We start from the raw sequence: 26,755 nt of genomic DNA, 5'->3' as shown, positions 1-26,755 counted from the left end.
CCGACGGCGGGAAGATCACAGGCCCTCTGTCTACTGGAGGACAGCCGTCCGGGGGCCGGACAAGGGTGTGGCAAGCCACAGACAGGGCGTGATCTCGGGTGTGAAGTCGTCTTCCCCGGTGTCTGCCTCCGAGAAACCTCAACGCAACAACGAATCCGCTCCATTCCCGGGTGCCGCAGGTCACCGGCATCGTCTTACCGCCGGTTTATGGCCGATACGGGCAGGATGGGGCCGCACATGCAGTGCTACAACCTGCCCTGATCACGGGTGACGGGCCCAGAGGAAGGAAAAACGACGTGCGCGTACTCGTCGTCGAGGACGAGCAGCTGCTCGCCGATGCGGTGGCCACCGGACTGCGCCGGGAGGCCATGGCCGTAGACGTCGTGTACGACGGAGGGGCCGCCCTGGAGCGGGTCGGCGTCAACGACTACGACGTGGTGGTGCTCGACCGCGACCTGCCCGTCGTCCACGGTGACGACGTCTGCCGCAGGATCGTCGAGCTGGGCATGCCCACCCGCGTCCTCATGCTCACGGCCTCCGGTGACGTCAGCGACCGGGTCGAGGGGCTCGAACTGGGCGCTGACGACTATCTCCCCAAACCCTTCGCCTTCAGCGAGCTGACCGCCCGCGTCCGGGCCCTCGGCCGGCGCACGACGGTGCCGCTGCCACCGGTACTGGAACGCTCCGGGATCAAGCTCGACCCCAACCGGCGGGAGGTGTTCCGGGACGGCAAGGAGATCCAGCTCGCCCCCAAGGAGTTCGCCGTCCTGGAGGTCCTGATGCGCAGCGAGGGCGCGGTCGTCTCCGCCGAACAGCTGCTGGAGAAGGCGTGGGACGAGAACACCGACCCGTTCACCAACGTCGTACGGGTGACGGTCATGACGCTGCGCCGTAAGCTCGGCGAGCCGCCCGTCATCGTCACCGTGCCCGGCTCCGGCTACCGGATCTGATGCCCGTGGCCACCACCCCGGCGCCGCCCACCGCGCCCCCGAAGCCCACCTGGGACCCCAGACGACCCGAGCAGAGCCTGCCGTGGGTGCGCCCGACCATCCGGATACGCCTCACGCTGCTCTACGGCGGGATGTTCCTGATCGCCGGCATCCTGCTGCTCTCGATCATCTATCTGCTGGCCGCCCAGGCCCTGCACGTGGGCAGCGAGCTGCCCTTCAAGATCGTGAGCGGCAAGGTCAGCAGCGACGTCTGCAACTTCCCCGACCAGGCGCCCCCCGAGCAGTTCAACGTCGCGATGAACACCTGCGTCAACCACCAGCGCCAGCAGGCGCTGGACGATCTGCTCAGCCGCTCGCTGTTCGCGCTGGTCGGACTGAGCGTCATCGCGTTCGCCTTCGGGTACGCGATGGCGGGCCGGGTGCTGTCGCCGCTGGGCCGCATCACCCGTACCGCGCGCCGGGTGGTCGGCTCCGACCTGGCGCGCCGGATCGAGCTGGACGGCCCGGACGACGAGCTGAAGGAGCTGGCCGACACCTTCGACGAGATGCTGGAGCGCCTGGAGCGGGCCTTCACCGCGCAGCAGCGGTTCGTGGCCAACGCCTCGCACGAGCTGCGCACCCCGCTGGCGATCAACCGCACCCTGCTGGAGGTCCACCTCTCCGATCCGGGGGCCCCGGTGGAGCTCCAGCAGCTCGGCAAGACCCTGCTGGCCACCAACGAGCGCAGCGAGCAGCTGGTGGAGGGCCTGCTGCTGCTGGCGCGCAGCGACAACCAGATCGTGGAGCGCAAACCGGTCGACCTCGCCGAGGTCGCCACGCGCGCGGTGGACCAGGCCCTCTCCGAGGCGGACGCGAAGGGGGTGGAGATCCGCGGGGAGCGTGTGCCCGCGGTCGTCCAGGGCAACGGCGTCCTGCTGGAGCGGATCGCCCTGAACCTGGTGCAGAACGCGGTCAGGTACAACATCCCCGAAGGGGGATGGGTGGAGGTCACCACCGAGTCCCAGCAGGGCCAGGCGGTCCTGGTGGTATCGAACACCGGTCCCGTCGTTCCCGCGTACGAGATCGACAATCTTTTCGAACCGTTCCGGCGGCTGCGCACGGAACGGACCGGGAGCGACAAGGGAGTGGGCCTCGGCCTGTCGATCGCCCGTTCCGTGGCCCGCGCGCACGGCGGTCGCATCTTCGCGGAACCCCGCGAAGGGGGAGGACTCATGATGCGGGTCACTCTCCCGGTCTGAGAGACTGCGGGCAGTGATAGGGACGGTGAATAGCTTTGTTCGCTTTACGCGGAATTTTCCGGACCGTTTCACAGTGTGGGCGTGTGTGATCGATCACAGGATCGAATTCCCGCCTCTCCACTCTGTGTGATCAAGCCTTCCGTGGAAGGCCGGTAAAGTCCGGGTTTCCGGGGGTCGGGATCACGGGAAGTACACGGGGTGGCGCCCGTGAGGTACGACAGGGGGACCGTGTACGGTCCCCCTCGCCACCCGAAGCCGATCACTCCTCGTGAGTGCGGCTGGGTGTCGATTGAGTAACAGACCTTGATGTGAGGCAAAATCTCCGCCTCAGGTCGGGCACAAGTCCGGCCTCTCACGCGTTACCCGCGCTGAGACACCACAGACACCCAGAGGGGGAGAGCGACATGGCAACGGATTACGACACCCCACGCAAGACCGATGACGACGTCGATCAGGACAGCCTTGAGGAACTGAAGGCCCGTCGGAACGACAAGTCGACTTCAGCGGTCGACGTCGACGAGTTCGAGCAGGCCGAGGGCCTGGAACTGCCCGGCGCGGATCTCTCCAACGAGGAGCTTTCCGTCCGGGTCCTGCCCCGCCAGGCCGACGAGTTCACCTGCATGAGCTGCTTCCTCGTGCACCACCGCTCCCAGCTGGCCAGGGAGAAGAACGGGCAGCCCATCTGCCGCGACTGCGACTGAGTCGGGACCTGCCGTGGCAGACGACTCACCGTCCCGGAAACGGCGCTTCCGGCGGAAGGATTCACCGGAGGCGTATCAGGGCGGCACAGGCCCGGCAGAAGGCGTCGAGCCCGCTGCCGAGCACTCCGCCGCCCTGCTGCCCCAGCACGGCACGCACGAGGACGAGCGGGGCCTGCCGGCCTCGCTCGAAGCCGGCCAGGACGACCACGACGGCCCCACGACCGGGGGCCGGCGGCTGGCCGGTGTACGACGGGGAGTACGCAGGGGGAGCGAGGGCGCCAAGGCGGCGCTCGGCCATCTCGCCGACCGGATCATCGAGAACGCGCCGCGCGTCCCGGTCCGCGATCTGGCCACCCTGAGGCGGCAGTTTCCGGGGCTGGGCCCCGAGGAGCTGGCCGACAAGCTGGTCGCGGGCGCCGCGAACAGCAGCTCCACCGTGGGCGCGGGCGTCGGTGCCGCGGCCATGATGCCCGTACCGCCCGCGATGCCGGCGGAGCTGGCCGCGGAGATCACCGCCGTCGCCGCGATCGAGCTGAAGCTCATCGCGGAGCTGCACGAGGTCTACGGACTGCGGCCGCCCGGCACGCTCAGGGAGCGCAGCGTCGGCTATCTGGTGTCCTGGACGCAGGAGCGCGGCGTCGACATCACCAAACCGTCCACCTTCAACGGCGCCCTCAGCGGCCCCATGAAGCGCGAGCTGCGCCACCAGATCACCAAGCGCATGGTCCGCACCCTGCCGAACCTGGTCCCGTTCATGATCGGCGCGGCCGTGGGCGCGATGATGAACCGGCGCGACACCAAGAAGGTCGCCGAGCACGTCCGCAAGGACCTGCGCAAGCGCCAGATCCCCTGGGACGCGCTGCCGTCCCTGCCGCCGCTCGAACGGCCCGAGGCGCTGCCTCCGTCGCCGCCCCGGGAGCTGGGCGGCTGACCCGCCCGCCCCGCGGCCCTCTCAGGCGTCCGGGGCGTTGTCCGCGCCGCTGGAAGCGGTGGAAGCGGCTGATCCGGCGGAGCTGATCCGTACCGCGTCCAGGGCTTCCCTCAGCGCCTGCGGGTCACGTGTCGAGAGATACAGGTACGGAGTCGGATCGTCCTGATCCGTGACCATCACACGCAGCGCCGTCGGCACATAGCCGCGCAGCAGCATGAAGGCGCGCGGGTCGGCCTTGTGCAGCCGCCACGCGATCGTCTCCTCGGGGTCCAGCACCTCGGCCTCGCCGAGCGCCGACACCGGGATCCGCGCGTCACCGGCGACCAGCGAGTCCGCCACCACCCTGATCCGCGCCGAGCCGTACGAACTGACCCCGGCCGCCGCCAGCCCGCCCGCCCCGATCAGCCCGCCGAGCAGCGGCAGCGCCCCCAGCGGCAGCAGCATCAGACCGCCCGCGAGGGAGATCAGGGCGGCGATGCCCCACCACGTGCGGGGCGCGGTCAGACGTTCGTCGTAGCGTGCGACGGAAGGCTCCATGGAGCCAAGCTTGGCACGGTGCGGTTGGCGGGCGACCGCGCGGGTAAGGTCTGCGCCTGTGAGTAACGTGCCAACCCCGGGAACCGCGTCCGGGCCCGACCCCACGCCGCCCCCGGCGGGACCGGGGCCGCTGACGCCGCCGTCCGACGCCGTACCGCCGGTGCGCCACCCCGACGCGCCTGCCCCGGGCGAGCCGCTCGGCCCGCACTACGAACACTGTTTCGGCTGCGGCGAGGCACAGCCGCACGGGCTCCAGCTGCGGACACGGGCCGGTGAGGGCGTGCGCATCACCGCCGAGTTCACCGTCAAGCCCGACCACCAGGGTGCCCCGGGCCTGGCGCACGGCGGCGTCCTGGCCACCGCGCTCGACGAGACGCTCGGCTCGCTGAACTGGCTGCTGCGGGTGATCGCGGTGACCGGCCGGCTCCAGACCGAGTTCGTCCGGCCCGTACCGGTCGGCACGGTGCTGTATCTGGACGCCGAGATCACCGCCGTGCACCGACGTAAGATCTACTGCACCGCCACCGGCAGGCTCGGCGGCCCCGAAGGGCCCGTCGCCGTCCGTGCCGACGCCCTTTTCATCGAGGTCAAGGTCGATCACTTCATCGACAACGGCCGCCAGGAGGAGATCCGGGCCGCGATGGCCGACCCGGACCAGGTCAGGCGCGTGCGCGCCTTCGAGGTGAACCCATGAGCCCAGCCCCCACCGGCTCCGCCCCCGGCGGCCCCGGCCGCCCCGTCGACGTGCTGATCCGCCGTGTCGACCCGGAAGCACCGCTTCCGTCGTACGGGCACCCCGGCGACGCCGGCGCGGATCTGGTCACCACGGTCGCCGCCGAGCTGGCCCCCGGCGAACGGGCGGTGCTGCCCACCGGGATCTCCATCGCCCTGCCGGACGGCTACGCGGCCTTTGTGCACCCGCGCTCCGGGCTGGCCGCCCGCTGCGGCGTCGCCCTCGTGAATGCCCCCGGGACGGTGGATGCCGGGTACCGTGGAGAGATCAAAGTGATCGTGGTCAATCTGGACCCCCGCGAGAGCGTGCGGTTCGAGCGGTTCGACCGGATTGCCCAACTGGTCGTCCAGCAGGTCGAGAAGGTCCGCTTCCACGAGGTGGCGGAACTCCCCGGCTCGGCGCGGGGCGACGGGGGCTTCGGGTCCACCGGCGGCCATGCGGCCGCGGGTGGGGTACAGGGTGGGAATCGATACGCTTCGGTCGTATCAGACCGGGAAGGACAGTGACGTGTTCGGACGTCGCAAGAAGAGTGGTTCCGCCGAGGACGCGGCGGACGCAACGGGCGAGACCGAGCAGGTCGACGGCTCCGGTGACGAGAGTGCGGACGCCGCCGCGGAGGCGGGGGACGCGCCCCGCCGGATGAACCTTCCGCCGGCGCCGCGGCCCGACGGTCCCTGGGACATCGCGGAGGTCTCCAAGCCGGACGACGGCCGGGTCGACCTCGGGGGCGTCTTCGTCCCCGCGGTCGAGGGCATGGAGCTGCGCGTGGAGGTCGCCGGTGACGCGATCGTCGCCGCCACCGTCGTCGTGCGGGACAGCGCCGTACAGCTCCAGGCGTTCGCCGCGCCCAAGAAGGAGGGCATCTGGGGCGAGGTCCGCGAGGAGATCGCCACGGGCATCACCCAGCAGGGCGGCATCATCGACGAGGTCGAGGGCCCGCTCGGCTGGGAGCTGCGCGCCCAGGTCCCCGTCCAGCTGCCGGACGGCACCGGAGGCGTGCAGCTGGTGCGCTTCATCGGCGTCGACGGACCGCGCTGGTTCCTGCGCGGAGTGATCTCCGGGCAGGGCGCGGTGCAGCCCGAGGCCGCCGGACTGCTGGAGCAGATCTTCCGGGACACCGTCGTCGTACGCGGCGAGGGCCCGATGGCGCCCCGCGACCCGATCGTCCTCAAGCTGCCGGACGACGCGCAGATGGTCGCCGAGGGCGTCCAGCAGGAGGAGCAGGAGAGTTCCCGCTTCTCCGGCGGCATGGGCCAGCTCCAGCGCGGCCCGGAGATCACCGAGGTGCGCTGACCCGGCTCCGGCCTCATGGCCGTACGCCTCACCGGTGGGCCGCATCCCTTCCCAGGGATGCGGCCCACCGGTTTTTCCGCTGGTCAGGGCCGGATCCGTAGGGAACGCGTCAAGCGGACGCCCCGGTGAGTATGGGACCCGTCAAGGAAGCCGGAATCGCCCCTATCAGGGGCTTTTCTTGCCGAGGCAGGTTTTCCCCACTCATCTCAGGAGCAATCGATGGCCGATCTGGCCTTCGTCGTCACCACACTCGCGGTCTTCGCGCTGGTGGCCCTCATCGCCAGGGGGGTGACGAAGCTGTGACCGCCGAGAACATCGCCGGCCTCGTCGTGGCCGTCGCCCTGCTGGGCTATCTCGTCCTCGCGCTGCTCTTCCCCGAGAGGTTCTGAGTGATGAGTCCCGTCCTCGCGGGGGCGCTCCAGGTGCTCGCGCTGATCGTCGCGCTGGGCCTGGCGTACCGCCCGCTCGGCGACCACATGGCCCGGGTCTACAGCTCGCCCCGGCATCTGCGGGCCGAGAAGTGGATCTACCGGGCCATCGGCGCCCGCCCCGACACCGGGATGCGCTGGCCCGCCTACCTCCGCGGCGTGCTCGGCTTCTCCCTGGCCGGCGTCCTCTTCCTGTATCTGCTGCAACGCGTCCAGGGCGCGCTGCCGGGCTCGTCCGGCTTCTCCTCGATCGATCCGGACCAGGCGTTCAACACCGCCGCGTCCTTCGTCACCAACACCAACTGGCAGTCCTACTACGGCGAGCAGGCCATGGGGCAGGTCGTGCAGACCGGTGGGCTCGCCGTCCAGAACTTCCTGTCGGCCGCGGTCGGCATGGCCGTCGCCGTGGCGCTCGTACGGGGCTTCGCCCGCTCCGGCACCGGTGAGCTGGGCAACTTCTGGGTCGATCTGGTGCGCGGCACCGTACGGATCCTGCTGCCCCTCTCCCTCGTCGCCGCGCTGGTCCTGGTCGCCTGCGGCGCGATCCAGAACTTCGCCGGCGTCCACGAGGTCGGACAGTTCATGGGCGGTTCGCAGCGGTGGAACGGCGGCGCCGTCGCCTCCCAGGAGGCCATCAAGGAGCTGGGAACCAACGGCGGCGGCTACTTCAACGCCAACTCGGCCCACCCCTTCGAGAACCCCGGCGGCGTCTCGAACCTCTTCGAGATCTTCCTCATCCTGCTCATCCCCTTCGCGATGACCCGCGCCTTCGGCAGGATGACCGGCAGTGTCCGGCAGGGGTACGCGATCCTCGCCGCCATGGTGGTGATCTGGATCGGCTTCACCGCGCTGATGATGTGGACCGAGTTCCACCACGGCGGCCGGGCGTTCGACCTCGCCGGCGGCGCCATGGAGGGCAAGGATGTCCGCTTCGGGATCGGCGGCTCGTCGATCTTCGCGGTGGCCACCACACTCACCTCGACCGGCGCCGTCAACTCCTTCCTCTCCTCGTACACCGGGCTCGGCGGCGGCATCGCGATGCTGGGCATGCAACTCGGCGAGGTCGCGCCCGGCGGCGTCGGCTCCGGCCTCTACGGGATGCTGATCATGGCCGTCATCGCGGTGTTCCTGGCCGGACTGATGGTCGGACGCACCCCCGAGTACCTGGGCAGGAAGATCGGCACCCGCGAGATCAAGCTCGCCGCCTGCTACCTGCTGGTCACCCCGGCGCTGGTGCTCTGCTCCACCGCCGTCGCCGTCGCGCTGCCCACTCCCGGCCGCTCCGCGGCCAACCCGGGGCCGCACGGCTTCTCCGAGCTGCTCTACGCGTACACCTCCGCCGCCAACAACAACGGCTCGGCGTTCGCGGGGCTCGCCGCGGACACCCCGTGGTTCAACACCACCCTGGGGCTGGTGATGCTGCTGGGCCGCTTCGTCCCCATGGTGTTCGTCCTCGCGCTGGCAGGATCGCTCGCCGGACAGCGCCCCGTACCCGAGAGTCTGGGCACGTTGCGTACCGACAAACCGCTGTTCAGCGGGGTGCTCGTCGGTACGATCATGATCGTCGCCGGTCTCACCTACTTCCCCGCGCTCGCGCTGGGCCCCCTGGCCGAAGGGCTGGCGTCATGACCATGCGACCCACCGAGGCTCCCTTCGGAGCCCGCCGGCTGATCGGCTCCCTCCCCGGGGCGATCCGCAAACTCGACCCCCGCACGATGGCGAAGACCCCCGTGATGTTCGTGGTCCTCGTCGGATCCGTGCTCAGCACGGTCTTCGCCGCGCTCGACCCGGGCGACTGGTTCGGCTGGGCCGTCGCCGGCTGGCTCTGGCTGACCACGATCTTCGCCAATCTGGCGGAGGCCGTCGCCGAGGGACGCGGCAAGGCGCAGGCGGACACCCTGCGCCGGGCCAGGACCGACACCGTCGCCCGCCGGATCGTCCCCGGCGGCGAGGAACGGGTGCCGGGGACCGCACTCGGCATCGGCGATCTCGTCGTCTGCGAGACGGGCGACATCATCCCGGGCGACGGCGACGTGACCGAAGGCGTCGCCAGCGTGGACGAGTCGGCGATCACCGGTGAATCGTCCCCGGTCATCCGGGAGTCGGGCGGCGACCGCTCGGCCGTCACCGGCGGTACGAGGGTCCTCTCCGACCGGATCGTCGTCAGGATCACCACCCGGCCCGGCGAGACCTTCGTCGACCGGATGATCGCCCTGGTCGAGGGCGCGGCCCGGCAGAAGACCCCCAACGAGATCGCGCTGAACATCCTGCTCGCCTCGCTCACGGTCGTCTTCCTGCTCGCCGTCGTCACCCTCCAGCCCTTCGCCGCGCACGCCGGCGGACGGCAGCCGATGATCGTGCTGATCGCGCTGCTGGTCTGTCTCATCCCGACCACCATCGGCGCGCTGCTCTCCGCGATCGGCATCGCCGGCATGGACCGGCTGGTACGGCGCAATGTGCTCGCGCTGTCCGGGCGCGCGGTCGAGGCCGCGGGCGACGTCTCGACGCTGCTGCTCGACAAGACCGGCACCATCACCCACGGCAACCGGCAGGCCGCCGAGTTCGTCCCGGTCGGCGGCGTGCCGGCGGGTGACCTCGCCGCGGCCGCGCTGCTCTCCTCGCTGGCCGACGAGACCCCCGAGGGCCGCTCCGTCGTCGTACTCGCCACCGGGCGGTACGGGGTGCCCGAGCGCCACCGGAGCGAGCTGACCGGCGCCGAGTGGGTCGGGTTCACCGCGCGGACCCGGATGTCGGGCGTCGGCATCCCCGAGGACGGCGGCGGGCGGCGCGAGATACGCAAGGGGGCGGCCGGATCGGTCGCCGCCTGGGTCGAGAAGCGCGGCGGCCGGGTCCCCGACGACGCCCTGGACCTCACCGGCACCATCGCGCGGGCCGGCGGCACCCCTCTGCTGGTGGCCCAGGAGGACGGCGCCGGGGCCAGGGTCCTCGGCGTGATCCATCTCAAGGACGTGGTCAAGGACGGGATGCGGGAGCGCTTCGAGGAGCTGCGCCGGATGGGGATCAGGACCGTCATGATCACCGGGGACAACGCGCTGACCGCCCGCGCGATCGCGGCCGAGGCCGGGGTGGACGACTTCCTCGCCGAGGCCACCCCGGAGGACAAGATGGCGCTCATCCGGCGCGAACAGGCGGGCGGGCAGCTGGTGGCGATGACCGGCGACGGCACGAACGACGCCCCGGCGCTGGCACAGGCGGACGTCGGGGTCGCCATGAACACCGGCACCTCCGCCGCCAAGGAGGCCGGGAACATGGTCGACCTGGACTCCGATCCGACCAAGCTCATCGAGATCGTCGGCATCGGCAAGCAACTGCTCATCACCCGGGGCGCGCTGACCGCCTTCTCCCTCGCCAATGACGTCGCGAAGTACTTCGCGATCATCCCCGCGATGTTCGTGGCCCTCCATCCGGGGCTCGACAGGCTCAACATCATGGACCTGTCCTCGCCCCGGTCCGCGATCCTCGCCGCGGTCGTCTTCAACGCGCTGATCATCGTCGCGCTGGTGCCCCTCGCCCTGCGCGGCGTGCGTTACCGGCCGATGAGCGCCGACCGGCTGCTCAGAAGGAATCTGGGGATCTACGCCCTCGGCGGCCTGATCGCCCCCTTCATCGGCATCAAGATCATCGACCTGCTCCTCTCCCTCATCCCCGGCATCGGGTGAACGGCATGACCCCCATGAACAGCTCCCTGCGCAACGCCGCACGCCTCCTCGGGGCCGGATCGCGCGCGCTCCTCGTCCTGACCGTCCTGTGCGGGGTGCTCTACCCGCTGGCCGTCACCGGCCTCGCCCAGGGCCTCTTCCCGCACCGGGCCAACGGCTCCGAGATCACGGAGGGCCGCTCGGGCCGGGTCGTCGGCTCGTCCCTGATCGGACAGCGCTACGACCTGCCGCCGCGCGAGGGCCGCGCCCCGGCCCCCGACCTCCGCTGGTTCCAGCCGCGCCCGTCCGACGGCCTCGGTACCAGCACCGACGGCCAGGGGCACGGGCTGCTCCTGTCCGGGGCGACCAACCTGGCGGGCGACAACCCGAAGCTGATCCGGTCGGTGGAGGCGGCCAGGGCCGCCGTCGTCGAGGACAACTCCACCCCGGGCCATCCGGTCCGCCCCTCGGAGATCCCCGCCGACGCGGTCACCTCGTCGGGCTCGGGGCTCGACCCGGACATCTCACCCGGGTACGCCCGGCTCCAGGCCCGCCGCGTCGCGGAACGCAACCAGCTGCCCCTACGGCATGTGGAGCGGCTGGTCGACCAGCACACCCGGGGGCGCGTCCTCGGCTTCGTGGGGGAGCCCCGGGTGAACGTCCTCGCGCTCAACACCGCGCTGCGGGAGCTGGTGGCGGGCCGCTGACGCGCTGACCGGCACCGGTCACGCACCACCCATCAGAATCGTGTCAAGACCGACTCGGAAGTCCGCCGCCGTCCCATTTGTCGCTGTTCCCGGCTGTAGTTTCAGGACAGCCGGGCGCGTCGGACGCGATGGCTCATCTGGAAGACAATGGGGCCATGGGACGCGGCAGACTTCGGATCTACCTGGGCGCGGCACCGGGCGTCGGCAAGACGTACGCGATGCTCTCCGAGGCACAGCGCCGCGTGGAGCGCGGCACCGACTGCGTGGTGGGCTTCGTCGAACACCACGACCGGCCGCGTACGGAAACGATGCTGCACGGCCTGGAACAGGTCGCCCGCCGTGAGCTGGAGTACCGGGGGGCCCGCCTCACCGAGATGGACGTCGACGCGGTGCTGGAGCGGCGGCCCGCCGTCGTCCTGGTCGACGAGCTGGCCCACACCAACGTGCCGGGCTCCCGCAACGCCAAGCGCTGGCAGGACGTCGAGGAACTGCTCAAGGCCGGCATCGAGGTCGTGTCGACCGTCAACATCCAGCACCTGGAGTCACTCGGCGATGTCGTCGAATCGATAACCGGGGTCCGGCAGCGCGAGACCGTCCCCGACGAGATGGTCCGGCGGGCCGACCAGATCGAGCTGGTCGACATGTCGCCCCAGGCACTGCGCCGCCGGATGGCGCACGGCAACGTCTACAAGCCCGACAAGGTCGACGCCGCGCTCTCGCACTACTTCCGCCCCGGCAACCTGACCGCGCTGCGCGAGCTGGCGCTGCTCTGGGTCGCCGACCGGGTGGACGAGTACCTCCAGCAGTACCGCGGCGAGCACAACATCCGCACCACCTGGCAGGCCCGCGAACGCATCGTCGTCGGCCTCACCGGCGGCCCCGAGGGGCGTACGCTCCTGCGCCGCGCCGCCCGGATGGCGGCCAAGGGCTCCGGCAGCGAGATCCTCGCCGTCTACATAGCCAGGAGCGACGGCCTGACCGCCGCCTCGCCCAAGGAGATCGCCGTCCAGCGCAAGCTGGTCGAGGATCTGGGCGGCACCTTCCACCACGTCATCGGCGACGACATCCCCTCCGCGCTGCTCGCCTTCGCGCGGGGCGTCAACGCCACCCAGATCGTCCTCGGCTCCAGCCGCCGCAAGACCTGGCAGTACGTCTTCGGCCCCGGCGTCGGCACCACCGTCGCCCGCGAGTCGGGACCCGACCTGGACGTCCACATCGTCACCCACGAGGAGGCCGCCAAGGGCCGGGGGCTCCCGGTGGCGCGCGGAGCCCGGCTGGGGCGCTCCCGGATCGTCTCGGGGTGGCTGGCCGGGGTCGTCGCGCCCGTCCTGCTCTCGCTGCTGCTGGCGGAGCTGAGCAACACCCTCGGGCTCGCCAACGACGTCCTGCTCTTCCTCTTCCTGACCGTGCTCGCCGCCCTGCTCGGCGGGTTGCGGCCCGCGCTCGCCTCCGCCGCCGTCGGCTCGCTGCTGCTCAACTTCTACTTCACCCCGCCCGCCCACACCCTGACCGTCCAGGACCCCAAGAACCTCGTCGCCATCGTCATCTTCTTCGCGGTGGCCGTCTCCGTGGCCTCCGTGGTGGACCTGGCGGCCCGCCGTACCCACCAGGCGTCCCGGCTGCGCGCCGAGTCGGAGATCCTCTCCTTCCTCGCGGGCAGCGTGCTGCGCGGCGAGACCGCGCTCGACGCCCTGCTGGAGCGGGTGCGGGAGACCTTCTCCATGGAGTCCGTGGCGCTGCTGGAGCGCGAGAGCGACGTCGAGCCGTGGACCTGCGCGGGCAGCGTCGGACCGCAGCCCGTCGACCGCCCCGAGGCCGCCGACGTCGACATGCCGGTCGGCGACCACATGGCGCTGGCCCTCTCCGGCCGGGTGCTGCCCGCCGAGGACCGCCGGGTGCTGGCCGCCTTCGCCACCCAGGCCGCCGTCGTACTCGACCGGCAGCGGCTGGTAGGCGAGGCGGAGCAGGCCAGGGCGCTCGCCGAGGGCAACCGCATCCGTACCGCCCTGCTCGCCGCCGTCAGCCACGATCTGCGCACCCCGCTGGCCGGGATCAAGGCCGCCGTCACCTCGCTGCGCTCCGACGACGTCGACTGGTCCGAGGAGGACCGGGCGGAGCTGCTGGAGGGCATCGAGCACGGCTCCGACCGCCTCGACCACCTGGTCGGCAACCTGCTGGACATGTCCCGGCTCCAGACCGGCACCGTCACCCCGCTGATGCGCGAGATCGACCTCGACGAGGTGGTGCCGATGGCGCTCGGCGGCGTACCGGAGAACAGCGTGGAGCTGGACATCCCGGAGTCGCTGCCCATGGTGGCCGTCGACCCGGGGCTGCTGGAGCGCGCGGTCGCCAACATCGTGGAGAACGCCGTCAAGTACAGCCCCGACGGCCGGCCCGTCACCGTCGCGGCGAGCGCGCTCGGCGCCCGGGTGGAGGTACGGGTCGTGGACCGCGGCCCCGGCGTGCCCGACGAGGCCAAGGACCGCATCTTCGAGCCCTTCCAGCGCCACGGCGACGCCCCGCGCGGCGCCGGCGTCGGACTCGGGCTCGCGGTCGCCCGCGGCTTCGTGGACGCGATGGGCGGCACGCTGGCCGCCGAGGACACCCCCGGCGGCGGTCTGACCATGGTTCTCAACCTCGGAGCCGCGTCAGGACGCGCGCCCGCACGCACCGAATCACCCGCCCGGCTCATCACATGACCGGCGCAGCAGAAAGGCGGACCCTATGACCCGGGTGCTCGTGGTCGACGACGAGCCACAGATCGTACGCGCCCTCGTGATCAACCTGAGAGCGCGCAAGTACGACGTGGAGGCGGCCTCCGACGGCGCGAGCGCGCTGGAGCTGGCCGCCGCGCGCCACCCCGACGTCGTCGTGCTCGACCTCGGCCTGCCGGACATGGACGGCGTCGAGGTGATCAAGGGCCTGCGCGGCTGGACCCGGGTGCCGATCCTGGTGCTCTCCGCCCGCCACACCTCCGACGAGAAGGTCGAGGCCCTGGACGCCGGGGCCGACGACTACGTCACCAAGCCCTTCGGCATGGACGAACTGCTGGCCCGGCTGCGCGCCGCCGTCCGGCGGGCCGAGCCGGTCGGCGGGGACGGCGACGAGACGGCCGCGGTCGTCGAGACCGGCGGGTTCACCGTCGATCTGGCCGCCAAGAAGGTGCACCGGGGCGGCAGGGACGTACGGCTCACCCCGACCGAGTGGCACCTGCTGGAGGTGCTCGTACGCAACACCGGCCGGCTGGTCAGCCAGAAACAGCTCCTCCAGGAGGTCTGGGGGCCCTCCTACGGCACCGAGACGAACTATCTGCGGGTCTACATGGCACAGCTCAGACGGAAGCTGGAGGCGGATCCCTCGCACCCCAGGCACTTCGTCACCGAACCGGGCATGGGGTACCGCTTCGAGCGCTGACGCGACGGTCCGCCGCAACCGGCCGCCCCCGTACCCCGGTACGCTCTTGGGTATGAGTGCTGACAAGCCGACCGGCCGCTTCCGCCGGATGCTCGACCGGCTGTCCAGCTCCCAGGAGGATCTGGAGTCGGAGGAGCTGCGGGAGGACGCGCAGGCGTCGGGCTGCACCCGGATCTCCGAGTGCGACGACCGCCAGATCGTGCGGGTGACTGGTACGTTGCGGACGGTCACCCTGCGTCCGCGAGCCGGCGTGCCCGCGCTGGAGGCGGAGCTGTTCGACGGCACCGCGCCCCTGGACGTGGTGTGGCTGGGCCGGCGCTCCATCGTGGGCATAGAGCCGGGCCGCAAGCTGATCGCCTCCGGCCGGATCTCCCTGAGCCACGGCCGGCGGGTGCTGTTCAATCCCAAATACGAACTCCGACCGCTCGGACAGGAGTAGCCGGTGACGTCACCCGACGAGCCCGCAGCCTCGACCGTTTCCCCAGACCCCCGCCCCTCGACGGCGGCCGACCCGGAGGGCGACGCGAAAGCCGTCACCGAGGCGGCGCTCTTCGAGGCGTTCGGCGGAGTGCGCGGCATGGTGGAGACAGTCCTCCCCGGCCTGCTCTTCGTCACGATCTTCACGATCAACAAGGACCTGCACACCTCGGCGATCGCGGCCCTGGCCGTCTCGCTGCTGCTGGTGGTGGTCCGGCTGGTCCGCCGCGACACCGTCAAGCACGCCTTCAGCGGGGTCTTCGGCGTCGCCTTCGGCGTGGTCTTCGCGATGATGACCGGCAACGCCAAGGACTTCTACCTCCCCGGCATGCTCTACACGCTGGGGCTGTCGCTCGCCTACATCATCACCACGCTGGCGGGCGTGCCGCTGATGGGGCTGATCCTCGGCCCGGTCTTCAAGGAGAACCTCTCCTGGCGCACCCGTAACCCGGGCCGCAAGAAGGCGTACGCCAAGGCCAGTTGGGCCTGGGGGCTGATCCTGCTCGCCAAGTGCGCGATCCTCTTCCCGCTCTACTGGTGGGCCGACACCGCCCAGCTCGGCTGGGTGCTGATCGCGCTGAAGATCCCGCCCTTCCTGCTCTCCGTCTACCTGACCTGGGTCTTCCTCGCGAAGGCGCCGCCGCCTATCGACGTCTTCGCCGAGATGGAGGCGGAGGAGCAGGCCGAGAAGGAGCGCAAGGCGGCTGCCGCCGCGACGAGCGGGGACCGGCCGCCCGCCCGGCACCGCAGGTAGCACCCCGGGCCGTCCGGACTGGCCGGGCCGTCCCGGCCGTCCCGCCGGACGCACGCAGCACACGACATCGCCGTACGGGTACGAAGCCCGTACGGCGATGTCATGTGCTGCATGCGTGCGCGCGTGCCGCGTGCGTGCCGTCCGGCCGTCAGCCCGTCGTGTCCTCGTGACGTACCGACAGCAGGTCCTCCAGCTGCTCCTCGCGCGCCTGCGCCGCCACGAACAGCAGCTCGTCGCCCGCCTCCAGGGTCTCCTCCGGGTGCGGCGTCAGGACGCGCGTCCCGCGGATGATGGTGACCAGGGACGTGTCCTCCGGCCAGACCACCTCGCCGACCTGAGTGCCGGTCACCGCCGACTCCGGCGGCAGCGTCAGCTCCACCAGGTTGGCGTCCCCGTGGCTGAAGCGCAGCAGCCGTACGAGATCACCGACGCTCACCGCCTCCTCGACCAGCGCCGACATCAGCCGCGGCGTGGAGACAGCGACATCGACGCCCCACGCCTCGTTGAACAGCCACTCGTTCTTGGGGTTGTTGACCCGGGCGACCACCCGCGGCACGCCGTACTCCGTCTTGGCGAGCAGCGAGACGACCAGATTGACCTTGTCGTCGCCGGTCGCGGCGATCACGACATTGCAGCGCTGGAGCGCCGCCTCGTCCAGCGAGGTGATCTCGCAGGCGTCGGCCAGCAGCCACTCGGCGAGCGGCACCCGCTCGACCGAGATGGCGGTCGGCGCGTTGTCGATGAGCAGGATCTCGTGCCCGTTCTCCAGCAGCTCACCCGCGATGGAACGCCCCACCGCACCGGCTCCGGCAATCGCGACGCGCATCAGTTCACGCCTCCGTCCGGGCCCTCGGCGAACGCCGCCTCGACCTTCTCGATGTCGTCGGTACGCATCATCACGTGGACGAGGTCGCCCTCCTGAAGGACCGTCTGGGACGTCGGCAGCATCGCCTCGCCCAGCCGGGTGAGGAACGCGACGCGGACGCCCGTCTCCTCCTGAAGCGTGCTGATCTTGTGGCCGATCCAGCTGTCCGAGGTGTGCACCTCGGCGAGCTGTACGCCCCCGCTGGGGTCGCGCCACAGCGGCTCAGCGCCGGACGGCAGCAGCCGGCGCATCATCTGGTCGGCGGTCCAGCGGACCGTGGCCACCGTCGGGATACCCAGGCGCTGGTAGACCTCGGCGCGCTTCGGGTCGTAGATGCGGGCGGCGACGTTCTCTATGCCGAACATCTCGCGGGCCACCCGGGCGGCGATGATGTTGGAGTTGTCGCCGCTGCTCACCGCGGCGAACGCACCGGCGTCCTCGATCCCCGCCTCGCGCAGGGTGTCCTGGTCGAATCCGACCCCGCTGACGCGACGGCCGCCGAACCCCGAGCCGAGCCGGCGGAACGCGGTGGGGTCCTGGTCGATGACGGCGACGGTGTGCCCCTGCTGCTCCAGGTTCTGCGCGAGCGCGGCACCGACCCGGCCGCAGCCCATGATGACGATGTGCACGTCGCCCTACCCCGCAGTCCTGGTCGCCTCGATGACCTGCGAAAACACCCTGTTCACTCTTCTTTCTCGACCTGCCGGGTATCCGATGGGGCGCCGCGCAAGGCGGACCCTGACAACGAGCTTATGCGTCGGCGGTCGCGATGCCGTCATCCCCGTGGCCCCGCGGCGCGCAGAAGGGTGGGGTGGTGGCCGCACGGGCGACAGTTCGAACGCATACGATCCCTTCCGTGTCCAAACTGACCGACGTGCCCAAACGCATCCTGATCGGGCGGGCGCTGCGTAGCGACAGGCTCGGGGAGACCCTCCTCCCCAAACGCATCGCGCTGCCCGTCTTCGCCTCCGACCCGCTGTCCTCGGTGGCGTACGCCCCGGGAGAAGTCCTCCTGGTGCTGTCCATCGCGGGGGTGTCGGCGTACCACTTCAGCCCGTGGATCGCCCTGGCCGTCGTCGTCCTGATGTTCACGGTCGTCGCCTCCTACCGGCAGAACGTGCACGCCTACCCGAGCGGCGGCGGCGACTACGAGGTCGCCACCACCAACCTCGGTCCCCGCGCCGGACTCACCGTCGCCAGCGCGCTGCTGGTCGACTACGTACTGACCGTGGCCGTGTCGATCTCCTCCGGGGTGGAGAACCTCGGCTCCGCCATCCCGTTCGTCGTCGAGCACAAGGTCCTCGTCGCCATCGCGATAATCGTCGTGCTCACCCTGATGAACCTGCGCGGCGTACGGGAGTCGGGCAAGCTCTTCGCGATCCCCACGTACGTCTTCGTCGGCGGCGTGTTCATCATGATCGCCTGGGGCGCGTTCCGCGGGCTCGTGCTCGGCGACACCATGCACGCCCCGACGTCGGACTACCAGATCAAGCCCGAGCACCAGGGCCTGGCCGGGTTCGCGCTGATCTTCCTGCTGCTGCGCGCGTTCTCCTCCGGCTGCGCCGCGCTGACCGGCGTCGAGGCGATCAGCAACGGAGTCCCGGCCTTCCGCAAGCCCAAGAGCAGGAACGCGGCGACCACGCTCGCCCTGATGGGCGGCCTCGCCGTCACGATGTTCTGCGGCATCATCGGGCTGGCCATGGCCACCGACGTGAAGATGGCGGAGAACCCCGGCACGGATCTGGTGCACAACGGCGTCCCGGTCGGCTCGGACTATGTGCAGAACCCGGTGATCTCGCAGGTCGCGGCGGCCGTCTTCGGCAGCGGGACGTTCTTCTTCGTACTCCTCGCCGCCGCCACCGCGCTCGTGCTCTTCCTGGCCGCGAACACCGCGTACAACGGTTTCCCGCTGCTCGGCTCGATCCTCGCCCAGGACCGCTACCTGCCGCGCCAGCTGCACACGCGCGGCGACCGGCTGGCCTTCTCCAACGGCATCGTCCTGCTGGCCGGGGCCGCCGCCCTGCTGGTCGGGGTGTACGGGGCGGACTCCACGCGGCTGATCCAGCTCTACATCGTCGGCGTCTTCGTCTCCTTCACCCTCAGCCAGACCGGCATGGTCCGGCACTGGAACCGCCATCTGCGCACCGAACGCGACGTGGCCAAGCGCCGCCACATGGTGCGCTCGCGGGCGATCAACACCTTCGGCGCCTTCTTCACCGGGCTGGTGCTGATCGTCGTCCTCGCCACCAAGTTCACCCACGGCGCCTGGGTCGCGCTGCTCGGCATGGTGATCTTCTACGGCACGATGACCGCGATCCGCCGCCACTACGACCGGGTCGCCGCCGAGATCGCCGCGGCCGAGGCCCCGTCCGACGACGCCGTCCGGCCGTCCCGGGTGCACTCCATCGTCCTCGTCTCCAAGGTCCACAAGCCCACGCTGCGCGCGCTCGGCTACGCGAAACTGATGCGCTCGGACACCCTGGAGGCGCTCTCCATCAACGTCGACGCCGCGGAGACGAAGGCGCTCAGGGAGGAGTGGGAGCGGCGCGGGATCAATGTGCCGCTGAAGATCCTCGACTCCCCGTACCGCGAGATCACCCGGCCGGTGATCGAGTACGTACGGGGGCTGCGCAGCGAGAATCCGCGCGACGCGATCAGCGTGTACATCCCGGAGTACGTGGTCGGCCGCTGGTACGAGCACCTGCTGCACAACCAGAGCGCCCTGCGGCTGAAGGGCCGGCTGCTCTTCACGCCGGGGGTGATGGTGACCTCGGTGCCGTACCAGCTGGAGTCCTCCGAGCGGGCCAGGACGCGCCTCAAGAGGCGCGCGGTGTACAACGCGCCGGGGGCGGTACGGCGCGGGCCCGTGGACACCCGGCAGCCGGGCGCCACCCGGCCCAAGAAGTGAGTGGCGGGCGGCGGGGCGACACGCACGTAGACTCATGGGCTGTCGTCCGGCCGTACCGCTGACTTCCGGACCCCTGGACTTCGGTACCCCTCGACTTCCGTTTCCGTACCCGTGATTTCCGTACCCCTTGATTTTTGGAGCCACCCCCTCATGTCAACAGAACCGCAGGCTTCGCTGATCGGGGAGGAGTACGAGGTCGAGGTGGGCCCCGTCGCACACGGCGGCCACTGCATCGCCCGTACCGAGGAGGGCCGCGTGCTGTTCGTACGGCACGCGCTGCCCGGCGAGAGGATCGTCGCCCGGGTGACGGAGGGCGAGGAGGACGCGCGCTACCTCCGCGCCGACGCCGTGCGGATCCTCGACGCCTCCAAGGACCGCGTCGAGGCCCCGTGCCGCTTCGCGGGCCCCGGCCGGTGCGGCGGCTGCGACTGGCAGCACGCCAAGCCGGGCGCGCAGCGCCGCCTCAAGGGCGAGGTCATCACCGAGCAGCTCCAGCGCCTCGCCGGCCTCACCCCGGAGGAGGCCGGCTGGGACGGTACGGTCATGCCCGCCCCCGGCGACAAGCTGCCCCCGGGCGAGGTGCCCGCGTGGCGCTCGCGCGTGCAGTACGCGGTCGACGAGAACGGCCGCGCGGGGCTGCGCAAGCACCGCTCGCACGACATCGAGCCGGTCGACCACTGCATGATCGCGGCGACGGGCGTCAGCGAGCTGGGCGTCGAGCGGCGCGAGTGGCCGCAGATCGCCACGGTGGAGGCCATCGCGGCCTCGGGCTCCGGCGACCGCCAGGTGGTACTCACCCCGCGCGAGGGCGGCCGGCTCCCGCTCGTCGAACTCGACAAGCCCGTCTCCGTCCTGCGGGTCGAGGAGCACGACGGGGGAGTGCACCGCGTCCACGGCCGCGCCTTCGTCCGCGAACGCGCCGACGGCCGCACGTACCGCGTCGGCATGGGCGGCTTCTGGCAGATCCACCCGCAGGCTCCCCAGCTGCTGGTCGAAGCGGTGATGCAGGGCCTGATGCCGCGGAAGGGCGACACGGCGCTCGACCTGTACTGCGGGGTCGGCCTGTTCGCGGGCGCGATCGCGGAACGCGTCGGGGAGAGCGGCGCGGTGCTCGGCATCGAGTCCGGCAAGCGCGCGGTCGAGGACGCCCGCCACAACCTCCAGTCCCTGCCCCGGGTCCGTATCGAACAGGGCAAGGTCGACCAGGTCCTGCCCCGCACCCGCATCACCGAGACCGACCTGATCGTCCTGGACCCGCCCCGCGCGGGCGCCGGCAAGCAGACGGTCAAACACCTCACCACCCTGGGCGCCCGCCGCATCGCCTACGTGGCCTGCGACCCGGCGGCGCTCGCCCGGGACCTGGCCTACTTCCGGGAGGGGGGCTACAAGCCGCGGACGCTGAGGGCGTTCGACTTGTTCCCGATGACGCATCACGTGGAGTGCGTGGCGATTCTGGAGCCGGTGAAGAAGGACGCGTGAGCTGCGGTTTTGTGGCCCGGTTGGATCGCTCGACCTGTTTCCCTCCGTGAAACGGGTCGGTAGGGCGGATCGCCTTCGCAAGCTCCTTGACCTGCGAATACACGAGAGAGGCGCTGACGTCGGCGACGCCATCAAGGTCTCGCCCGGAAGCTTTTGACGCTCGGGTGACGCTCGCAGTGGAGGTCCTGAACCCACGGACCTCTCCGGCTGCGGGCCGCACGGACCGGACCATCCGCACGGGGTACGGGGACTCAGGCACGGGCATCCCGCTGTCCCTCCGCAGCGGCGGCGCGAGCTGCCGTGTACGGCCTGTCCGGGGCTTCAGAGCGTGGCTTCGTGTTCCATGATCTCGAGTGGCCGGGATCACCTCGCCGCACAGATACCAGCCTGGTATCATCGCTGTATGGCGATGACACTCCGACTCCCCGATGACCTTGACGCCAAGCTCACCGAGCGTGCTCGTCGGGAGCGCCGCAGCAAGCAGGAGCTTGCGATTGAGGCCATTCGTGACGCCCAGGACCGGGCCGAGCTGAAGCTCGATGACGTTCTGGCCCAGCTGATGGACAGCGATGCGGAGATCTTGGACTACCTGAAGTGACCGAGGTGCGCTACATCCAGATCGACGAGATCCTCGCCATTGCTCGTAAGGTCAACGGCACGGAGCACAGCGTGCGTGACATGGGCCTTCTGGTATCTGCGATCGAACGGCCCCGGACCAACGTGTTCGGGGCCGAGCTTTATCCCACACTGCACGAGAAGGCGGCGGCGCTGTTGCACTCCGTTGCCCGCAATCACGCGCTGATCGACGGCAACAAGCGCACCGCCTGGCTCGCCATGCGCGTCTTCCTGCGGTTCAACGGCGTCAGTGCCAGTACCGTTCCGCCGCACGTCTCCACGGCCGGCCCGTTCGTCGAGGACGTCGCGCAGGACAACATCGATGTGCCAGTCATTGCCAAGCGCCTGGCGGCTTGGTTCCCCGTTTCCTGACGTACGAGGACCCAGGTTCCGGGCGCTCGCGTACCTTGGGTCGCTCGCGTTGCGGCCTCGCTATGTATGCGGCCGCTATGGGGATGCAGGCTCCGCTGGTGCGGGTCGGTCGGCTTCGCGGACTCGGTGGGCGGAGTCGGATGAGGCACCTCGGAGTCAGAAGCCGGTGTGGGTTTTTGTCTGGTGGAAGGATCGCGCTGGCGGCATCGCCTTCACCCGCCGCTTCTGCTCTTTACCTCACCGTGACGATGATCACTATTGACAACTCTGTGCTAGAAGCCTTAACTCTCTGGAGTTGTGTGTTTTCTGTGGGGCGGAGATGGATTCGTGGGTTCGGTTCGGGGGAGGTGTGATGTCTCTGTGAAGAGGCGTCGCGCTGGTAGAGCGGTCGTTGCCGCTCTGGCGTGTGGTCTGGTGTCCGCGTTGGCGGTGGGGCTTGTTCCCGGGACTGCTCTGCCAGCCGTCGCGCAGCCGCCGGTGCGGGAGTCGAAGCCGGTTCAGGCGTCCGCGGATGAGGCGGGTCGGACTACGACGGCCGGTGCACTGGTTGAGGCGAAACGTTCCGGCAAGCCGGTTGAGGTCGGTTCGCTCCGGGGGGAGCACAGTGATGTGTACGCCCAGCCGGATGGTTCGCTGGAGGCGCGTGAGTATCTGCGTCCCGTGCGGGCCCGGGTGGATGGTGAGTGGCGGCCGATCGATACCGACCTGGCCAAGAGGGTGGACGGGACGGTCGCTCCCAAGGCGAGCACGGTGGGAATCCGGTTCTCCGGCGGTGGCAGTGGGCCGTTGGTGCGGATGGAGAAGGCGGGGCGTGAGGTCGCGCTGTCGTGGCCCGGTCCGCTTCCCGTACCGCAGTTGACCGATTCCACGGCTACGTACCGGGAGGTCCTTCCTGGGGTCGATCTGCGGATGGGGGCGCAGGAGGACGGGTTCACGCAGCTGCTGGTGGTGAAGTCGGCTGAGGCGGCGGCGAGTGAGAAGCTCGCCGCGTTGCGTCTGGACCTCGCCGCCGAGGGCGTGGACGTGAAGGAGACGGCGGAGGGCGGCCTGGAGGCCGTTGACCACGGGGCCAAGGGCGCGGTGTTCGAGGCACCCAAGCCGATGATGTGGGATTCCAGCATGCCGTCCGGGGAAGAGACCGCAGCGCCCGCTCGGTTGCGGACGGCCGCCGCGGGCGAAGCGACCGGTTCGGGCGACGGGGAGCCGGCAGCCGGGGAGTCGGGAAAGCTCGCTCCCGTAGGTGTGGAGTTGCCGGCGAGCGGTGACGCTCTGGTGCTGACGCCGGACGCGGATGTGCTGTCGGGCGACGACACGGTGTATCCGGTGTTCATCGACCCGATGTGGTACACGCCGCGCGCCTCTGCGTGGACGATGGCGTCGGAATACTGGGCGTCGTCGCCGCAGTGGAAGTTCAACGGTGCTTCGGATGCCGGGATGGGCTACTGCAACTGGTCCTACTGTCAGCCGAACGACACCAAGCGCCTTTTTTACCGGATTCCCACCTCGAAGTTCGCCGGCAAGACCATCCTGAGCGCCGAGTTCACCGTGCCCAATACCTGGTCGGCGTCCTGCGACGCGCGCAGCGTCGAGTTGTGGCGGACGAAGGACATCTCAGCCTCCACCACCTGGAATTCGCAGAAGGCCGCCGGTTTCTGGATCAAGCATCTGGCAACGAAGTCGTTCGCCTACGGATACACCGGCTGCGCAGCCAAGGACGCGGAGTTCGACATCAAGTCCGCTGTTCAGGAGGCCGCGAGCGGCAAGGCGGCGACGATGACGTTCGGTCTCCAGGCTGCCAGCGAAACGGACGCCAAGGCGTGGAAGCGCTTCTCGAACAAGGCGTCGCTGCGGGTTCGGTACAACCAGCCTCCGCCGCAGATCAAGATGTCGCAGTTGACGATGGAGTACGGCGGGACGTGCAAGAAGCCTGCGGACGCGGCCCGGGTGCGGACTTTGGGAAAGATCTCCGCGAACAAGGTGACGGACCCCGACGGAGATAATGTGGCGGTGCAGTTCAGGGCCGCATGGGACTCCGGTGACGGCAAGGGCGTGGTGGCCCGGTGGACTCCGTCGCTGACCACGTCGAAGAAGTCGGGCTCGAGCTTCTCGGTGAGTCTGCCCTCGTCGATTCCGCCCAACAAACGGGTGCATTGGTACGTGCGCTCCTACGACGGAGCCCAGTACTCGCCGTGGTCCACGGCGGGTACACCGACCGGCTGCTATTTCGTCTATGACACCAGTGTGCCGAAGGCGCCGACGGTTTCCTCGGGTGATTATCCGGCCTCCAACCCGGAGGATCCGGAGGACCCGTGGCTGGACGGGGTGGGCAAGTACGGAGCGTTCACGCTGAAGGCGTCCGACAATGACGTCGTCAAGTACTGGTACGGAATCAACCGCGATCCCTCGTCGAAGAACACTGTCTCCACCAGCGCGGGTGCGGCGAAGACTGTCCAGTTGCTGCCCTCCGAGCCGGGGGTGAACTTCGTTACGGCTCAGGCATTCGATACCGCCGGCAACGGCAGCGAGATCCGTACCTACCAGTACCGGGTGAAGGCGGGCCAGCCCGAGCGCGCGATGTGGCAACTGGACGAACCGGCCGGCGCCACGCGCGCGGAGGGCACCTCGGGCGCCCGCGTCGCCAGCCTGTACGGGGGCACAACGCTGGGCGCGGCCGGGAAGTCCGGCACGGCTCTGGGGTTGGACGGCACCAGCGGGTACGCGTCTGCGGATATCCCGACGGTCAACACGTCCAACGGTTTCAGTGTGTCGGTGTGGGTGAAGCTGGACCGTATTCCGGACGGGGCGGCGGTGATCGCGGCTCAGCCCGGCAACAACTCACCAGGTTTCGAGGTGTACTACTCCCAGGGCTACAACCGTTGGGTGTTCAACCAGTACACGTCCGACACACCTGGTGCGTCCATCGCACGGGCCATGGCGCCCACCGCCGGTGGTGTGAGTGTGGACAAGTGGACGCACCTGGTGGGGGTCTACTCCGGAGGCGCCAAGGAGCTTCAGCTCTACATCGACGGGAAACTGGTCGGCCAGACCCCGTACACCACGGCCTGGGACGCGCGTCGGGGACTGCGGATCGGAGCCACCGAGCTGAACGGTACGGTGAAGAATTTCTTCCCGGGAACCATCGATGATCTGCGGCTCTTCGACAAGCCTGTCTCCGCCGCCGAGGTCGGCAACCTCTTCCGGCAGGAGTCGATCGGCAACGGCCGAACCGCCCGTACGATCTTCCCGCTGGACGAGGAGGCCGGTGCTACGCAGGTGGTCGGGCACGCCGACGCACAGCCCCTCTCGCTGGTCGGGGATGCGAAGCTCGGCGCCCCGGGCGTGGCCGGCAACTCACTGACGCTGGGCGGCAGCGGCTATGCCCGTACGGCGGCGCCGCATGTGGACACGCAGCGCCCCTTCGCCGTCTCGGCCTGGGCCAAGCTGGACAGGATCCCCGGAGCGGCGGCGACGGTCGTCGCGCAGATGGGTGTCAACAGGCCGGGGTTCCAGCTGTATTACTCCAAGACGTTCAACCGGTGGGGCTTCATGCAGTACGCGGCGGACACCGCTGACTCCAGCCAGGTCCGGATACTGCAGGCCGACTCGGCGCCCGCTCCGCGAGCGGGGGACTGGGTGCATCTGGTCGGTGTGCACGACCCCACTGCCGACACCCTGACGCTCTACGTCAACGGTGCCAAGGTCGGCAGCGTCGCCCAGTCCAGCCCGTGGTACGCGGGCGGGCCGGTGCAGGCGGGCGCGCTGACGACCGGGAGCGGCAGTGTCAGCCAGTATCTGCCCGGGCAGATCGACGATATCCGTGTCTATGACCGGGTGATCGCCGACGACGAGGCGCAGCAGTTGTTCAAGCAGCGGGCGGTTCTCAAGGGCCGGTGGAACTTCGAATCGACGACCGGCACCACACCTGTCACCACGCCCGACCTCTCCGACCAGAAGAACGCCATGACGTTGTCCGGGGGCGCGCGGCTCGGCGCCGGCTGGGTCGACATGTCCGGTCTGGAACTCGACGGTGTCAACGGCTCGGCGGGCACGAGCGTCATGCCCATCGACACCAGCGTCAGCTTCACGGTCACGGCGTGGGCCCAGGGTGCGGCGACTCCGGATCACCCGGTTGCCCTCATGAGCGGTGAGGGGACGAGTCAGAGCGCGTTCAACATCCGCTTCGTACCGGATCCCAAGGAACCAGACGGCCTTGGCCGCTGGCAGCTCTCCATTCCGGACTCCGACGGCACGAGCACGGCTGTTCAGCAGGTCAGCAACACCGAGTTCTACGACGTGCGCGACTGGAACCACCTCGCGGTCGTCTACGACGGCTTCGCCAAGGAAGCCCGCCTGTACGTCAACGGCATGCTCCAGGAGATCGCGTGCGGTGACGGCGACGGCGATACGGATGACACGGCCTGCGAGGACCTCATCTCCTGGGCCGACAACGTCCTGACATTCAAGGCGAGCAAGTCCCTCCAGGTCGGGAGGGCCAAAACGGCCGGCAAGTGGGGCGAGTACTTCGCCGGATCGATCGACGACGCATGGGCCTTCCAGGGAGCGCTCGACGAAATCCAGGTCGGGAAGCTGGCCAACGCGATGTTCGACTTCCCCACTGAGGTCCCCAGCAGCAGCTGAGCCGTGTCGAGGGCTGCGCTGTGCACGTCCCATGTGCGCGCAGCCCAGTTCACGCC

General features: G+C 69.9%; 23 protein-coding genes. 20 read left to right on the top strand and 3 right to left on the bottom strand.

From position 1 onward, the window contains the following. Nucleotides 1-296 precede the first annotated feature (296 nt). From OG627_RS07210 to OG627_RS07195, 4 genes are all read left to right on the top strand, one after another. Nucleotides 297-950: a response regulator transcription factor gene (locus tag OG627_RS07210; RefSeq protein WP_114621654.1), complete on the top strand. Its 654-nt coding sequence runs from the start codon at nucleotides 297-299 to the stop codon at nucleotides 948-950. 5 nt (nucleotides 951-955) lie between these two features. Next, entirely contained in the window at nucleotides 956-2,188 is a 1,233-nt protein-coding gene (locus OG627_RS07205) for a sensor histidine kinase (protein WP_329062590.1), read from the top strand. A 404-nt stretch (nucleotides 2,189-2,592) separates the two neighbouring features. Continuing rightward, complete coding sequence (locus OG627_RS07200) at nucleotides 2,593-2,889, top strand: DUF4193 domain-containing protein (RefSeq protein ID WP_030350183.1); 297 nt, start codon at nucleotides 2,593-2,595, stop codon at nucleotides 2,887-2,889. A 13-nt stretch (nucleotides 2,890-2,902) separates the two neighbouring features. Then, the gene (locus OG627_RS07195; RefSeq protein ID WP_329062583.1) at nucleotides 2,903-3,820 is read left to right on the top strand and encodes a hypothetical protein; all 918 of its coding nucleotides are present in this window, start codon (nucleotides 2,903-2,905) and stop codon (nucleotides 3,818-3,820) included. A gap of 21 nt (nucleotides 3,821-3,841) precedes the next feature. On the opposite strand, the gene OG627_RS07190 is transcribed toward OG627_RS07195, so the two are convergent. Further along, complete coding sequence (locus OG627_RS07190) at nucleotides 3,842-4,357, bottom strand: DUF3093 domain-containing protein (RefSeq protein WP_329062581.1); 516 nt, start codon at nucleotides 4,355-4,357, stop codon at nucleotides 3,842-3,844. 58 nt (nucleotides 4,358-4,415) lie between these two features. Between OG627_RS07190 and OG627_RS07185 the strand changes: the two genes are divergently transcribed. The 11 genes from OG627_RS07185 (at nucleotide 4,416) to OG627_RS07135 (ending at nucleotide 15,822) form a co-directional block, all read left to right on the top strand. Next, complete coding sequence (locus tag OG627_RS07185) at nucleotides 4,416-5,051, top strand: PaaI family thioesterase (protein WP_443073426.1); 636 nt, start codon at nucleotides 4,416-4,418, stop codon at nucleotides 5,049-5,051. Continuing rightward, nucleotides 5,048-5,596, top strand: a complete 549-nt coding sequence (gene dut, locus OG627_RS07180) for a dUTP diphosphatase (protein ID WP_329062579.1) — start codon at nucleotides 5,048-5,050, stop codon at nucleotides 5,594-5,596. The genes OG627_RS07185 and dut overlap by 4 nt, the downstream gene beginning before the upstream one ends. A gap of 1 nt (nucleotide 5,597) precedes the next feature. Further along, nucleotides 5,598-6,383 carry a DUF3710 domain-containing protein gene (locus OG627_RS07175; RefSeq protein ID WP_329062577.1) on the top strand — a complete coding sequence of 262 codons (786 nt, stop codon included), beginning with the start codon at nucleotides 5,598-5,600 and terminating at the stop codon, nucleotides 6,381-6,383. Nucleotides 6,384-6,682: 299 nt separating this feature from the next. Then, nucleotides 6,683-6,772 (top strand): K(+)-transporting ATPase subunit F, encoded by a 90-nt coding sequence (gene kdpF / locus OG627_RS07170; protein ID WP_167025832.1) that lies wholly within the window; start codon nucleotides 6,683-6,685, stop codon nucleotides 6,770-6,772. Nucleotides 6,773-6,775: 3 nt separating this feature from the next. Next, the gene (gene kdpA, locus OG627_RS07165; RefSeq protein ID WP_329062568.1) at nucleotides 6,776-8,440 is read left to right on the top strand and encodes a potassium-transporting ATPase subunit KdpA; all 1,665 of its coding nucleotides are present in this window, start codon (nucleotides 6,776-6,778) and stop codon (nucleotides 8,438-8,440) included. Beyond that, nucleotides 8,437-10,491 carry a potassium-transporting ATPase subunit KdpB gene (gene kdpB / locus OG627_RS07160; RefSeq protein WP_329062567.1) on the top strand — a complete coding sequence of 685 codons (2,055 nt, stop codon included), beginning with the start codon at nucleotides 8,437-8,439 and terminating at the stop codon, nucleotides 10,489-10,491. Before kdpA ends, kdpB begins: the two co-directional genes overlap by 4 nt. 14 nt (nucleotides 10,492-10,505) lie before the next feature. Further along, the gene (locus OG627_RS07155) at nucleotides 10,506-11,177 is read left to right on the top strand and encodes a potassium-transporting ATPase subunit C (RefSeq protein ID WP_329072451.1); all 672 of its coding nucleotides are present in this window, start codon (nucleotides 10,506-10,508) and stop codon (nucleotides 11,175-11,177) included. 155 nt (nucleotides 11,178-11,332) lie between these two features. Beyond that, nucleotides 11,333-13,876, top strand: coding sequence for a sensor histidine kinase KdpD (locus OG627_RS07150; protein ID WP_329062564.1), 2,544 nt, complete (start codon nucleotides 11,333-11,335; stop codon nucleotides 13,874-13,876). A gap of 25 nt (nucleotides 13,877-13,901) precedes the next feature. Further along, entirely contained in the window at nucleotides 13,902-14,591 is a 690-nt protein-coding gene (locus OG627_RS07145) for a response regulator (RefSeq protein ID WP_329062562.1), read from the top strand. 88 nt (nucleotides 14,592-14,679) lie between these two features. After that, nucleotides 14,680-15,030 (top strand): OB-fold nucleic acid binding domain-containing protein, encoded by a 351-nt coding sequence (locus OG627_RS07140; RefSeq protein ID WP_443073611.1) that lies wholly within the window; start codon nucleotides 14,680-14,682, stop codon nucleotides 15,028-15,030. A 3-nt stretch (nucleotides 15,031-15,033) separates the two neighbouring features. After that, nucleotides 15,034-15,822 carry a DUF3159 domain-containing protein gene (locus OG627_RS07135; protein WP_329062559.1) on the top strand — a complete coding sequence of 263 codons (789 nt, stop codon included), beginning with the start codon at nucleotides 15,034-15,036 and terminating at the stop codon, nucleotides 15,820-15,822. Nucleotides 15,823-15,970: 148 nt separating this feature from the next. Here OG627_RS07135 and OG627_RS07130 read toward each other — a convergent pair whose 3' ends face one another. After that, nucleotides 15,971-16,648 carry a potassium channel family protein gene (locus tag OG627_RS07130; protein WP_329062557.1) on the bottom strand — a complete coding sequence of 226 codons (678 nt, stop codon included), beginning with the start codon at nucleotides 16,646-16,648 and terminating at the stop codon, nucleotides 15,971-15,973. Further along, nucleotides 16,648-17,316: a potassium channel family protein gene (locus OG627_RS07125; protein WP_329062555.1), complete on the bottom strand. Its 669-nt coding sequence runs from the start codon at nucleotides 17,314-17,316 to the stop codon at nucleotides 16,648-16,650. Before OG627_RS07125 ends, OG627_RS07130 begins: the two co-directional genes overlap by 1 nt. A gap of 227 nt (nucleotides 17,317-17,543) precedes the next feature. Here OG627_RS07125 and OG627_RS07120 point away from each other — a divergent pair, with 227 nt between their 5' ends. The 5 genes from OG627_RS07120 to OG627_RS07100 all read left to right on the top strand — a co-directional run bounded on the left by OG627_RS07120 (nucleotide 17,544) and on the right by OG627_RS07100 (nucleotide 26,699). Further along, the gene (locus OG627_RS07120; RefSeq protein WP_329062553.1) at nucleotides 17,544-19,595 is read left to right on the top strand and encodes an APC family permease; all 2,052 of its coding nucleotides are present in this window, start codon (nucleotides 17,544-17,546) and stop codon (nucleotides 19,593-19,595) included. Nucleotides 19,596-19,745: 150 nt separating this feature from the next. Continuing rightward, nucleotides 19,746-21,074 (top strand): class I SAM-dependent RNA methyltransferase, encoded by a 1,329-nt coding sequence (locus tag OG627_RS07115; protein ID WP_329062550.1) that lies wholly within the window; start codon nucleotides 19,746-19,748, stop codon nucleotides 21,072-21,074. Nucleotides 21,075-21,477: 403 nt separating this feature from the next. Then, entirely contained in the window at nucleotides 21,478-21,672 is a 195-nt protein-coding gene (locus tag OG627_RS07110) for a ribbon-helix-helix protein, CopG family (protein WP_329062548.1), read from the top strand. Continuing rightward, nucleotides 21,669-22,061, top strand: a complete 393-nt coding sequence (locus OG627_RS07105; RefSeq protein ID WP_329062546.1) for a type II toxin-antitoxin system death-on-curing family toxin — start codon at nucleotides 21,669-21,671, stop codon at nucleotides 22,059-22,061. The genes OG627_RS07110 and OG627_RS07105 overlap by 4 nt, the downstream gene beginning before the upstream one ends. Before the next feature lie 414 nt (nucleotides 22,062-22,475). Continuing rightward, nucleotides 22,476-26,699, top strand: a complete 4,224-nt coding sequence (locus OG627_RS07100; RefSeq protein ID WP_329062544.1) for a LamG-like jellyroll fold domain-containing protein — start codon at nucleotides 22,476-22,478, stop codon at nucleotides 26,697-26,699. The last annotated feature ends 56 nt before the right edge of the window (nucleotides 26,700-26,755 follow it).

Source organism: Streptomyces sp. NBC_01429 (genome assembly GCF_036231945.1).
In the GTDB taxonomy this organism is placed as follows: Bacteria; Actinomycetota; Actinomycetes; order Streptomycetales; family Streptomycetaceae; genus Streptomyces.
The sequence above is the reverse complement of the archived record's forward strand: the minus strand, read 5'-3'. Positions and strand labels throughout refer to the sequence as shown.